8 protein-coding genes and 1 tRNA gene are annotated in these 13465 nt (G+C 45.1%); 3 read left to right on the top strand and 6 right to left on the bottom strand.

Going from position 1 to position 13465, the window contains the following annotated elements:
• Positions 1-124 precede the first annotated feature (124 nt).
• The 5 genes from KUV50_RS06310 to KUV50_RS06290 form a co-directional block, all read right to left on the bottom strand.
• Positions 125-2980, bottom strand: coding sequence for a gliding motility-associated C-terminal domain-containing protein (locus KUV50_RS06310; RefSeq protein WP_222579255.1), 2856 nt, complete (start codon positions 2978-2980; stop codon positions 125-127).
• Between the two features lie 97 nt (positions 2981-3077).
• Positions 3078-3866, bottom strand: coding sequence for a hypothetical protein (locus tag KUV50_RS06305; RefSeq protein WP_222579254.1), 789 nt, complete (start codon positions 3864-3866; stop codon positions 3078-3080).
• 1333 nt (positions 3867-5199) lie between these two features.
• Positions 5200-5532: a gliding motility-associated C-terminal domain-containing protein gene (locus KUV50_RS06300; RefSeq protein WP_222579253.1), complete on the bottom strand. Its 333-nt coding sequence runs from the start codon at positions 5530-5532 to the stop codon at positions 5200-5202.
• A gap of 969 nt (positions 5533-6501) precedes the next feature.
• Positions 6502-7827 carry a Gfo/Idh/MocA family protein gene (locus tag KUV50_RS06295; protein ID WP_222579252.1) on the bottom strand — a complete coding sequence of 442 codons (1326 nt, stop codon included), beginning with the start codon at positions 7825-7827 and terminating at the stop codon, positions 6502-6504.
• Positions 7828-7890: 63 nt separating this feature from the next.
• Positions 7891-8802, bottom strand: a complete 912-nt coding sequence (locus KUV50_RS06290; RefSeq protein ID WP_222579251.1) for a formylglycine-generating enzyme family protein — start codon at positions 8800-8802, stop codon at positions 7891-7893.
• 233 nt (positions 8803-9035) lie between these two features.
• Here KUV50_RS06290 and KUV50_RS06285 point away from each other — a divergent pair, with 233 nt between their 5' ends.
• The 3 genes from KUV50_RS06285 (at position 9036) to KUV50_RS06275 (ending at position 12638) form a co-directional block, all read left to right on the top strand.
• Complete coding sequence (locus tag KUV50_RS06285) at positions 9036-9950, top strand: hydroxypyruvate isomerase family protein (RefSeq protein WP_222579250.1); 915 nt, start codon at positions 9036-9038, stop codon at positions 9948-9950.
• A gap of 293 nt (positions 9951-10243) precedes the next feature.
• Positions 10244-10318, top strand: a tRNA-Val gene (locus KUV50_RS06280).
• Between the two features lie 40 nt (positions 10319-10358).
• Positions 10359-12638: a c-type cytochrome gene (locus KUV50_RS06275; protein ID WP_222579249.1), complete on the top strand. Its 2280-nt coding sequence runs from the start codon at positions 10359-10361 to the stop codon at positions 12636-12638.
• A 630-nt stretch (positions 12639-13268) separates the two neighbouring features.
• Here KUV50_RS06275 and KUV50_RS06270 read toward each other — a convergent pair.
• A complete protein-coding gene (locus KUV50_RS06270; protein WP_222579248.1) occupies positions 13269-13433 on the bottom strand; it encodes a hypothetical protein in 165 nt (54 codons plus the stop codon).
• Positions 13434-13465: the final 32 nt, after the last annotated feature.

Genomic DNA, 13465 nt, shown 5'->3' with positions numbered 1-13465 from the left:
AAATTCGTTGATCATTCAGGATTGGTTTATTACCCGCAAGGGAAAACGCTAGGTGAAATGGTTCGTAAGCTCACACTGGTTGCTCAGTTGATCACAGCTGATGAAATAACGGGAAAAATTGAGTTCATTTCACCACCAACACCCCCTGAACCTCCGTCTTCACCACCCCGGCCTTGCCCGCCGCCGGAGGATTGGTCTCATACCGTACCTGCACCATCACCACCCCCGGAGGAAGATCTGCCCAGATGGAAGCCTCCACTTCACCACCCTGCACCCTGTATAGCTCCCCACCCCATTTATCGAAGATCCGGATTTCTGTCACTCTGATATTACAAGAAGAAAACACTTCCAGATGATCATTTATCCCGTCGCCATTCGGCGTGATGGCATTGGGTATGGAGACGGTGCAGTCGTCGTCGCAGTCGGCATCACCTACCACCTCAAAAAAGCTGGTATATTCGCACAAATCTGAAATAATCAGAAAAGGATAGCGTCCTGTGCTGTCTATCATTTTGATCCTTGAGTCAGTGCTATCTTTCCATCGGAATTGCCAGGTTGCATGATCCTCCGGAAGCTTAATCGTCAAAGACTCTCCGCCACACCATTCCGCTATACGTGAGAACTCAACAGAAGGATCGTTTATGACGTTTACCATTATGGATTTATCCGTAAAGCACCCTTCCTGATAACCTTGCAAGGTAAATTCTCCATCACGGTTGATGGTGATTTTCTCCCCCGGATAATAAGTCTTTTCATTCCATAGCACAGAGTCCAGCCCCGAAACAGGTATCATTTGTGGTTCCCCGGCGCAGATCGTAAGTTGTTCCGGATAATAATCCGGCACGACCACCTCAGGAACGATGGTCAGATCGACTTCACCCTGATAGGTGCATCCATCTTTTTCTGTTTCCACGGTAAAAGGTCCAGTATTCATATTGGATATCGTCGTTGAATCCCCACTATCACCATTCCACCAGGTGACCTGACCATAGACCCCCGGCTCCAGCCCGATACGCTGGGAAGTGCCTGCGCACAACCGGACCGGATCCAGAACCAGTTCCTGAGTCATCGTTTTTTCCATTTCCATAGTGGTCGTATCTGTACAACCTCCGGTACTGGCTATAAGCTGATATGCCCCACTTGAGTTTACCGCAGGATCAAAAACCAGAGAGCCACCAGATCCTCCAGAGGCGGACAAGCGCGGCGAAGTCTCATACTTATATTCACCGGATAATCCCAAGGTCTTAGTCAAGTCTATCACAGCCTCACCCGCACAGTACTGGATCGTGGTATCCCGTCCTGCTATTCCTTCCACATGTTGTTCGATCACGGTGATCGGGACGGTAATACCGCAACCATCCTGTCTCACTATGACAAAATGATCTGTATCATCCGCACTAATCCATGTCGAGTCTCCCGTGCTGCCATCCCACCATTCGATGGAGTCATATTTTCCGGGTGGAAAGCCGATCCGTGTTTGTTGACCCTGGCACACAGTAACCGCATCCAGCTCCAGATCTTCCAGATCCGTCTCCAGCGACTCCACCGTAAGCACCGCCGTATCGGCACAGTCCATATTCTGTAGTATATACAGATAGTCCCCATCGGCATCTGTGCCCGGTGTGAAGACCGGACCACCCGCATCAAGTTCCGGCTCGATCCGGCCATCTTTCCTCACCCCGGGACTCAAGTAATCGGTTAATTCCAGAGAGGGGTCGTCAGGGCAGTAGGTGATGGTCGTATCCTGCCCGGCATACACCTCATCGGTCTCCAGCTGATACACCGACCAGGAAGTCGTGCTGTCTTCGCCCACGTGCATAGTGGTCATCACCACCCTTTCCCGCTCCTCCGGGTCAGACCAGCTAGCCCGGTACCGCAGGCTTTGGAGGTATTCTTTGATCTTGTCCTCTTTTACTCCATGGGTGTTCTGCCAGACGTACCGACCGGGTGAAGATTCTGCCAACTGATCTGAAAAGTCCTCTGAGTAAATGCGTTCCTCCGGCAGCCGGGGATTATTATAATACCGCAGCCGGAACGAAATAGAGTCCACCTCCTGTCCGCAGGTATAGAGCTCCACATCATCCATCACCGGTACTTCCTTTCGGCACGTGGACAAGGTATCATAATAACCTGCGGTAATGTGTCCGCTGGAATTATCCGAATCGAGATCAATGCGTAAAGGGGAATCTCGGAAGTCGGTAGGAGTGGTAACTTGACTTGATCGAATATCTATTTCTTCCGCACAGAGGGCTGAAAGCTTTCCTTCAAATATATCCGCCTTTATAATACTCCATTTCTTCTCATATTCACCGAATCCCACCAAAACTGGATTCTTTGTACAAGGATTATTTTCTACGCCAGAATTATAAAAGATACCAAAATGATCTGCAAATAAAGGCCATGTTGGAATATACACGTAGCGGAGTGTTTCAAAATCAAATAATAAGCTGTCTTGCTTCTGAATTCCAACGAAAAAGTATTTACCTACTTTATTGGAAAAAGGAGCAAGTGCTGGAGAATACTCCTCACGATAAATAATCCTTTCTTTGATCAATTTTCGATCCTGCATATCATAGTAAAAAAATAAATTACCTTCTATTGATCCTCCGCTTATCATTCCTATGCCTTCTTCATCAAAAATAATTTTATGTGCCAAGTGGGGAACATTAAACTGAGGGGGAGCAGTGAACTGAGTCCAGGGAATAATATCCCGCAATGTCCAAGTGATCGCATCAATTTCTAAGATGCCTGCCCGGGTAATGGCATACAATCGCCCGTTGGGATGAAACTTGAAATCTCGCATAATATAGGCTCCATCTTCTTCGTCTATAGAAAATTTTTCTGCTATCTTGCAGGTGTTGGTATCTATCGAATGAATAACACTGCGGAATCGTGTAAAAATCTCCTGGGCAGATACTTCATTCAAAGTGATAAAATGGAAGACAATCAATAGAAGAAAAAAGCGCTTTTGTGGTACCATCTTTCAATCTTTTTGTTTCTATCACTGTACGGAAGGGAAAAGAGGAAGCACTTCGCTTTATAGAAGTGCTTCCTCTTAAATTTAATAATATTGACTATCAGTATGGGCAATCAAAATAATCAAAAACATAGGAGAATACGATTAAATAAGGATTCGGAACTGACATATCCACGCCGTAAAAACTCTTATGGTGTGCAACGTTGTCTGGACGGATAATCTGGATGCTAAATGACTCCGAAGTTCCCCCATCCTCAGCCTTTATCTCAAACTCATAAGTGCGGTCTTCATCGATCTCAAAGTCCACCTCCGAATCGTCGCCTAAGATAGGCCCTACTTCAAAAGGTATTCCTACGTCTGGTATGACCTTGAGTGTATACTTAGTAGCGATGCCTGAAAGATGATATACGGCTACATAAGCATCACAGGTTCCATCGGTCGGTGCCGGACCCTCGAATTGATAATCTTCAAAAAGATATGAACCTGATCCAGAAAAAGAATAAATTGACTTGCCACCCCAGTCGGGATCAACAATGAAATTTCCAAACATACTGTTTATTGGATCTTCAAATGGTTCAACCTTGAAGTCATAGTCTTTACTACCATTGATCGTCATATCAAAATTATCTCCATGTGCCATATCAACCGGACCATGTACGATTGTGTTGGTATTGGCTTCATACGCAGTTACGGTCGCGGTATCACCGGATCCGCTAAAATACATCTCTACGTTAACACCGCAGTTGTAGTTCGATCTCAATGAGATTTCAGGTCGGATCTCCATCCGTTCTTCTGCATTCAGCGTGTCTATCCAAGTGTAGGTATATCCGGGCTTCAGTTGTGATAAATCAGAAACACCAAAGTATTTCAACTTATCAGCTCCTGTCATTTGAGATAAACCGTTATTTTCTTGTTGAGTAATTTGGTCGCTTTCCGGATTACCGGTTGATCTTCACAGGAAAACAGGAACATACTCATTATCAGAATCAGAAGCGAGAAGATCCTTATAGGTTTATTCAGTAAGATATTTGGGAAGTTAGGCAGGGTGAATTTCAATTTGGAACATTGAGATTTACTGGGCGGTGGGAGCTGAAAAAAAATCAACTTTTTCATAATAAAATGTTTTAATTAATAAATAAAATATTAATAGTATTCACTGTAATCTCGCCTGGGGAACAGTTCTTACTGCTGATCCGAGGTGGTCGATCCATAAAGCAAAATCAATTCCAACAGCATAAAAATCGTTGTTTACCATGATAAGGATATATTATGAATATAAAAAATATTATTTGTTAAAGGTTCACATGAGGTAAAATGCGGTATTATTCAGAGGTGTATTTATTTCGATATTTTCTCATGCCTTTTATTGAGTAATAGAGTACTCATATTTGTAATATACTGGGAAATATATAGGGTTTTTGAAGGGCACGTTTAACAGGTTATAGTTATTTGATTTGAGTTCCATAGGGTGTATATATGGATTTGGTGCTGAAATGTAACAATAGCATCTTGCTTTTGGAAGTATCAATTCCGGAGCTAATCCCCAACTCGTCAACGATTTTGGACCCTGAATTAATAATACACTTTTGTGTAAAAAAGTTCCTCTTCCGGCAAACACAAGGAACCCTTAAGCTTGAGAACAACCACTACAACCCTTTATCGGCCCCAAATTCCATAGGGGTAAATTGACTTTACTCTGTAGATGAATTATCACAGGGTGAAGTCGCTCGAGATGAGATGAGTTTTTCTCATCTCACCTGCAATCGTAAGATATAATATGGCAAATAAAATTTCATTACCGCTAAATATATTTCAAAATTTTGGCTATAACTTAAGATCAATAAAAATCATTCTGCCATAATTTATATCACAGAATCTAAATTAATATTGACAATTTCGCAGAGATTCAAAAAAACTTCTCGACCCTGTTCATATTTCAATCCCTTGATAACAGATAAATGGTCCCCACCGAAAAAGGTGGGGACCATTTGCGCCACCGTGCTTCGGCGCTGAATCTATGGCGCAGGCGCCTATAGCTTCAGCGAACGCGGTCGGCGACTGAAGTCGCCGCTACGGGGGATACTGCAAATTATATCGTATTGGACCAATAATCAGAATTAGTGGAATATTTTTCCAAGGGTTTAATCTATCTTATTAATGATAAAAATTGTAAGATAAACTATGCGTGCAAATTCACTGACTTGTTGGGGACGGCTACATTTTTACATTACCACTAACACCCCCTGTACCGCCGTCTTCACTACACCATTGCTTGCCTCATACATCACTTGGACCATCACCACCCCCGGAGGAAAATCTGCCCAGATGGAGGCCTCCACTTCACCACCCTGCACCCTGTATAGCTCCCCACCCCATTTGTCAAAGATTCTGATTTCGATTACCCGGATGTTACAGTTTGAAAATATCTCCAGTTGATCATTAATCCCATCCCCATTCGGTGTGATGGCATAGGGAACGGAGACGGTGCTGTCGTCGTCATCCTCATTATTATCTCCTTCTCGCGGCTCCCCCTCATTCACCACCACCAGTACCACCGGATCTGGTAAATGGGCTGCACATCCCGTTGATCGACCGCCCAGATGGTATATTCCCCAGCACTCAGACCTTTCATAGAGGGGTTCTCCACCCTGATGGTATCATTTTCTTTTTGATAAAACAGCTAATAATCCAGTGGTTTGTTCTGGCGAACATCCTCATAAATCTCTCTGTTACCATCTCCATTGCACAAAGGATCGGGGATCCTCACATTATTCAGCATAACCCTGAAATACCCTAAAATCCAGTAAAGAATTCCTGTTCAATTGTGGTGATATGCTGGCCCAGCTCATCTGATACAGTGATGTCATAGTTCCCCTGAGGGATTTGACAGATCTTCAAGATCTATTAAATCTTAATGTCTCTAAATCTCCCGCAGATCTTAGTGATTTTGGCAGATTTACCTCGCCGGCGGCGAGGTGCGCTCAGCGTTGATTTGCGATATTTGCGGGAGACATTAGTCGTGTCACGAACATAGTTCCTGGTGCACTAATGCACGAACTCATAAATACCATACACTATTGAAGGCTTCTTTTAATGACATATCTTCATCATCAAAATCCTTACGTAGCTATGGCGATGCGCGGTTTTGCTTCTTTAATCTGTCAAAAAATAATCTCTTCCAAAGCATACATTACTTATGATTCCGCGCACTAGTGCACGAACTCATAAATACCAAACACTATTGAAGGCTTCTTTTATTGACATATCTTCATCATCAAAATCCTTACGTAGCTATGGCTATGCGCGGTTTTGCTTCTTTGATCTGTCAAAAAATAATCTCTTCCATAGCATACATTACTTATGATTCCGCGCACTAGTCAATGTAGGGTGCGAGCAGGAGCTCCAACCTCCCAGGTAACCTCCCGCCGGAAGGCTCCTAATACTCAGTAATACCGTATAACAAAAAAATCCCGGATGAACTGAATCAACCGGGATATTCTTTTAGTCCTCTTAATTATACCGGGTTAGGATTTGAAATAAACCGTCTCTCCCGGAACAGCGCAAGGATAAAGCCCGTCATCACCCGGCAGTACGGGTGGTGTCGCATCCCAGGCATATTCCTCAGGCTGAATACTCAGTCCGGAATCCAATGCGGTTTTCTGGTTGATTACCTGACCGGAGTAGGTGGATAACCGTCCGACGATCGCTGTGAGGGTGCTGTGCGCGCCTTGTTCTGTATCATCAAACTTGTATTCCCCCTTGGATATGGCATCAAACAAGAGATCATGCTCGGTCTGATAGGGATTGTTTTCTTTGGAGCGATCGAATTCAAACAGCACATTGCCGTCCAGGTCTTCGATTTTCCCGGCTCCACAATGGATCCGTCCCTTGGTTCCGGTGAGGATTTCATCAACCCGGCTCATGGTGTTGGGTTGGTGACGGCACTGGGAGTTCATGACGACACCGTCTTTGTAGTGGTATTCTACAAAATGGTGATCAAAGATCTCACCGTATTCAGGTCCCACCCGGACGGTCCGACCGCCCATGCCCTGAGAATGATGCGGGTAGTCGTCTTTGAACCAGTTTACCACATCCATATTGTGGATGTGTTGTTCGACGATGTGGTCCCCGCACAGCCAGTTGAAGTAGTACCAGTTTCGCATTTGGTATTCCATTTCGTTTTGGCTTGGTTTTCGTTCCCGAACCCAAACGCCTCGACTGTTCCAATACACCTGGGCAGAAGTGATGTCACCGATCATCCCATCCTGATAGCGCTTCAACAGCTCCAGATAGGAATTCTGATAACGGCGCTGCAGTCCGACGACGACATTTAATTTTTTACGTCGCGCTTCTTTGGCCGTTTCCAATACTGAAGCGATACCAGCCGGATCCGTGGCTACGGGTTTTTCCATAAAAACCTGCTTGCCCTGAGCGACTGCCTCTTTAAAATGAATGGGCCGGAATCCCGGAGAGGTGGTTAAGATGACAACATCCGCATCCTTCATCGCTTTTTTATAAGCATCAAAACCCACGTACTTTCGACTTTCTGGGACGTCGATCCGGTTTTCGGAATCGTCGATTTCTTCGCGTATGTTTTTCAGGCTGCTGTCCAGCCGATCGCGAAAAGCATCGGCCATAGATACTAATTGGACATTAGGGTGGGCATGCAAGGCCTGAGCGGCTGCACCAGTCCCGCGACCTCCACAGCCGACCAGGGCTACCCGGATTTTTTCAGCTGGTTTGTCCATGTAAAAACCAGCTTTAGCAGCAAAAGGTACAGCCATGATAGCTCCTGCCGCTGCCGCTGATTGTCTTACAAATTTTCTTCGGTTTATTTTACTTTTTGTCATCGTATTGGATTAAGTGGTTAGAAGTGGTGTGATTATATGGTGTCAGGCCATGAAGCCCTTGGGTTATTTTAAAAATTGATCATAATACGCTTTGATGTCTTCGTCAGACGGCTGATTCACCGGCCGGACCAGGCGAATCCCTGCAAAGGGTGCATCGGTGTACCACCATCGGCTTTTAGGGATCTGAGGATCTCTTCTGTTCCACCATCTTTCAGACATGATCCGGGCATCACAGGAAAGTTCTTCTTCTGTGGACTGATAATGCCCCCCCTTAAGAACCACACTGGTTTTTCGTGAAGAAGGGATCATATGCGGATCTTTTTTGCCCGATGCATCGATGACCTCCTGATAATCTTCTTTATAAGCATCCACGGTCCATTCGGCCACATTTCCCAGCATATCATACAGTCCCAACGCATCAGCACTTCTGGATCCTACCTTTTGATATTTATCATTGCTATTCGCTGCATAGACCGCCATTTTTCGTGGATTTTCGTCATCGTTTTTTCCCAGTTGGCAGGCCGCTTGCCATTCCGCCTCTGTGGGCGGGCGATAAAAATGACCGGTTTTTTCATACAGCCATTTGCTGTACATCATAGCGGCATAGAGCGACATACTGTTCGCCGGAAAACCACCGCCTCGGCCCATGCCCCAAGTGAGGTCTTCGTACTGTGGACTTGGCCGGGTGACCGCATCCACCGTCACGTCCCGGCTGATGGATTCGTCCTGATCAAAGGTACCAAATGCATCGTGGGTCACTTCTTTGGTCGCGATCCAGTATGGACTCAGTTCCACCTGATGGGTTTTTCCGCCGATGTTCAAGTCATAGGATCCGCCGGGAATTTGTATCATTTCCATGGTTTCTTCTGAACCAGGGATCTTTTCAGTATAGGATTTTTGTGCCTGGAGCATGAACCCACTGGTCATGCAGGTAAGAAATCCAATAAGGATATAGGATAAATTCAATTTTTGCATATAAAATATAATGGTTATCAAAATAGCTGTTCAATGTTTAAACGGCATGATCCTGTGAAGAGTTCAATTCATCATTTCCAATACTACTCGTGATTCGATGTTTTTCAGACAATTGCACCTCCAACAATTGGTGGATTCCGTAAAAATAGTAAATTAGCGAAGAATAAAAAATGATCAATTCAATTTTTAAAACAGGGCCGGCCGATGGAAGGCTCGAAAATACATGAAATAATATGAAACGTAGAAGCTTTGTGAAAAATACCGTGTTGGGTGCTTCCGGTTTGGGAATGGCGTCTGGACTTCAAGCCACGACAAGGAACCGCTCATTGGCCGATAAACCTTTTAACCTGAACTATGCACCTCATCAGGGGATGTTCAAAAACCACGCTGGCAACGATTTTGTTGATCAGATCCACTATATGGCCGATCGCGGTTTTAAATCCATTGAGGATAATGGGATGATGAAGCGATCTGTCTCCGAACAGGAAAAAATAAGTAAAGCACTTGTCGACAATGGAATGGATATGGGCGTTTTTGTGGTTGATAAGGGGGGCAATGGTGCCAATACGCTGGCCGCCGGTAAGCAAGAACACCTCGATATCTTCCTGGATGGGTGCCGGCGAGCTGTGGAAGTAGCGAAACGGGTCAATGCCAAATGGATGACCGTGGTTCCAGGGAATTTTGAACGCAGACTGCCCCTGGATATTCAGACCGCGAATGTGATTGAGGCGCTTAAACGAGGGGCTGAGATATTTGAACCGCACGGATTGGTCATGGTTCTGGAGCCGCTCAGTGATACCCCGGATTTGTTTCTTAGATACTCACCGCAAACCTATTTGATTTGTAAAGGGGTAGATAGTCCGTCGTGTAAGATACTCTACGATGCGTATCACATGCAAAAGAATGAAGGAAATCTGATCAAAAACATCGATTATACCTGGGATGAGATTGCGTATATCCAGGTGGGAGACAATCCCGGCCGAAAGGAACCATATACCGGAGAAGTCAATTACCAAAATGTGTTCAAACACCTCTATGAAAAAGGTTATAAGGGTATCGTGGGTATGGAGCATGGATTGAGCGAAGGAGGAAAGGCTGGCGAAGAAAAATTGGTTCAGGCGTATCGGAAAGCGGATGATTTTTTATGATCGATAGGAATTCGGAAAAATAAATAAATGGTGGAAATTGACCCAATGTTCAATGCAGATGGAGATCTCCAGCACTTTTATTTTCCGATTTTGAAGGGTATGTTTTGCCGATGCTTTTTAGTATCAATATTTTTTTTAATTTTGAGGCGTTTTAATAAATCCGTGATGTGTTTCTACCGTCAAATGGGCGGGCATGGGTATCGAACAGTCGAGGTTTTGGAATGGATGAAGATTAAAGACCAAGGCTACGGTGGCGCATAAAATGCATCGAGGAGCTAAAATAATTAGTAATCGGGTGATTAGCTCAGTTGGTTTAGAGCACTGCCTTGACAGGGCAGGGGTCAGCAGTTCGAGTCTGCTATCACCCACTATGGGTTCACTTCAATTTCCCTAAAATCTAACGTGGTGATGTTTCCATCTGACCGACTATCCTTTTCTCTTGTCCCGTTCTTTTCAACAGCTCTTTTTTTTATCGTGGCCTTTTCCTGTGAACAGGATCTCCGTGGGCCGGGTAAAGAAATAGAGGTAGATCTAAGTTCTTACCAAGTGAAGGATGGATATCAGCTCCAGTCCTTCGCAGCAGAGCCTCAGGTAGAAGCTCCAGTCAATGTAATTTTTGATGATGTGGGCCGGATGTGGGTGATCGAGATGGTCGGCTATATGACTGATTATGCCGGGAGTGAGGAAAGTCTGCCCAAGGGAATGATTTCTATTCTGGAGGACACCGATGGAAACGGGGTGGCTGATCGTAAAAAAATATTTCTGGATAGCCTGGTCATGCCACGGGCCATTGCTTTTGCGAACGATGGCTTGCTCTACGTCGAACCGCCGGCTTTATGGTGGGTACCCATCCAAGATGATGACGTCGCCGGCGATCGTGTTCTCGTAGACAGTGTGTATGCGGTAGGGGGAAATGCCGAGCACCAACCCAATGGATTGGTATATAATATTGATAATTGGATCTATAATTCCGAAGGTAATGCGCGTTACCGGTATCGTAACCGGACATGGGAGAAGGACTATATTTTTAGTCGGGGACAATGGGGGTTGACCCAGGATGATTACGGGATATTGTATTACAACAATAACTCCAATCAGTTTCAGGGTGATTATTTCTTACCGGGATTGCTGGATCAAAATAAAAACCTGGCCTATCCACCTGGTGTCAGTAAGAATATAGTGAACGACCAGCGTGTGTACCCCTTGCAATTTACGGCCGTGAACCGGGGGTATATGAAAGGGGTGTTGGATTCGACGACCCAAAAGCTTCGTAAATTTACCTCCGCTTCGGGTCCATTACTTTACATGGGGGATCAGTATAACGGCGCTTTTAAGAACAACAGCTTCGTGGGCGGTCCGGAGGCGAATCTCGTCAAGCGAAATAGAATTGACCGGGAAGGGGTTGAGATTACCGGTGAACAATATTACCCGGATAGTGAATTTATCATATCAACGGATCAGGCGTTCCGGCCGGTGATTCTTCAGACCGGTCCGGATGGATTGATCTATGTAGTGGATATGCACCGCGGAATTATTCAGCACAAGACCTACCTGACCAATTATCTACGTCGAGAATATGAAAAAGAAGGGTTGGATACCGTGCTGGACATGGGGCGTATCCTTCGCATTTTACCGAAAAACAGCCGAGGGGAAGGAATTCCTGTGGTCGCTGATGCGAACCGGATTGATTTACTCCAACACCCCAATTTATGGCAACGACTTTATGCGCAGCGGAAGATCGTAGAGGATCAGCCCATGGATTTGGTTGACCCGTTGAAAGAACTTCTGATCAGTGAAGATGTGGCGGATTATGTTCCCCTACACGCTTTTTGGACCCTGGAAGGCCTCGGTGCGCTGGACAAGGAGCTCGTTTTGGATTTTGCTGTCCAAAGAAATGGCTATTATCTGCCGCATGCGATCAAATACCTGACTACGGCGCATTCAGAGTGGTTCATGGAACTAAAGGAGCGACTAGGACAGAATGAAAGTCTCCTTTCCGAAAAGAATCTGATTTACTGGGCAGCAGCGACCCGGCATCTTGCGGCGGGGAGCGATGAAGCGGTCGAATTTCTCGCAAATATTTTGGATCGACTGTCTTTGCCAAATCAAAATTATGCCCTCAACATGGCGCTGTCTCAATATAATGATTACGAGCAAGATTTACTCATTCCGTTGAAGAAACAGGCAGATACAAATCAGCAATTGGTTTCTTATCTGAATGATGTGATGCAGAAAATCGATGCGAACAAAGCGTTTTATGCCCGTAAGAAAACCAGGGTCAGTCGGAACAGTGGTCTGGCGATTTTTGAAAGCAACTGCAGCAGTTGTCACGGCAAGGACGGGAAAGGAATCGAAAGTGTAGCGCCGCCTCTGTACCAGTCGGAGTATCTGGAAGATAATGACAGCGCGCTGGTGATGATCGTACTGCACGGATTGCAGGGGCCGGTCACAGTCAATGGAGAGACTTATGAATTCCCGGGGGTGATGCCCGCTTTGGTCGATAACACTGAGTACTCTGATCAGGAGATCGCAGCAGTCCTTTCCTTTGTCAAAAATGCGTTTAGTTCCACGCCCCGGAGGGTGTCATCCCAGTTGGTCAAGGAACTCCGGAATTATCCATCCGAGGATGGCGAACCGTATACCGTGAAATCGTTGGAGGAAAGACTCAAAGGGATTAATAATGATTAATGGATAATTTTGAATTAATAATGCCGCTTTAAACTCAAAAGGATTGCCATTGGTAAGCATCTGTGAAATCCTTTTCAGAGGAAGGAGCCTTGTGATAGGTTTGAGTGATTGAACCGGATTGATGTCGGTTGATGTTTCATAATTCTCTTTTCTGAACACTCAAGATAAGTAAAATATCTACATTACTCCCCTATACTTTGCTCTGTCTCCAACTTGTTCGGCATCATTGGGTTGAAATGATATTAAACAAGGCTTTTCCTATAGGGATGACTTTGTCAAGCCCTTTATTGTACGAAATTTACGGGCTAAAGCGCCGGGACAATGCATGTTAAACAAGTAGTTGTTTCCAATTACGGGCCCTCCGTTTCATAAATTATTCTGGTTAATTCTGGCCCCTTTTTGTGCTATCCTGCGTTGCAAAACCTCGCCTTAACCCCCACTATGGCTATGTATTGACGCCTTGACTAGCACGAAAATGACCTCAGAATTATTCCACATAACTTATAAAACAGAACACTAGTAGAGTTTGGATATCCACTCAAAAAGTCCGCTTGTCGGACGGTAGCTCATAGCCTGGGTCGTGAGACCCTGGATGAGTGAGTTATTAGTTATTGAGTCCCTTTGGGGACGTCACTGCCAGGAAAAAACCCCATTTTCTAGCAAAGCATAGAATAAATTGCCTACGCTTCCAAATCGCAGCCAATCACGGGCGATTCGTACCTGTCCGCCTACGGAGGAAGCCGATTGTATGGAGGATTTGGAAGTGCCATCGTCCAAAGTGACTTCATACTTCATATGGAAATCCTAACCAATAACCAACTACCAAA

The sequence above is a fragment of the Membranihabitans marinus genome, assembly GCF_019802045.1.
Classification (GTDB): Bacteria; Bacteroidota; Bacteroidia; order Chitinophagales; family Saprospiraceae; genus Membranihabitans; species Membranihabitans marinus_A.
Note: the sequence above shows the minus strand (reverse complement) of the source record. Positions and strands in the feature narration are given on the sequence as shown.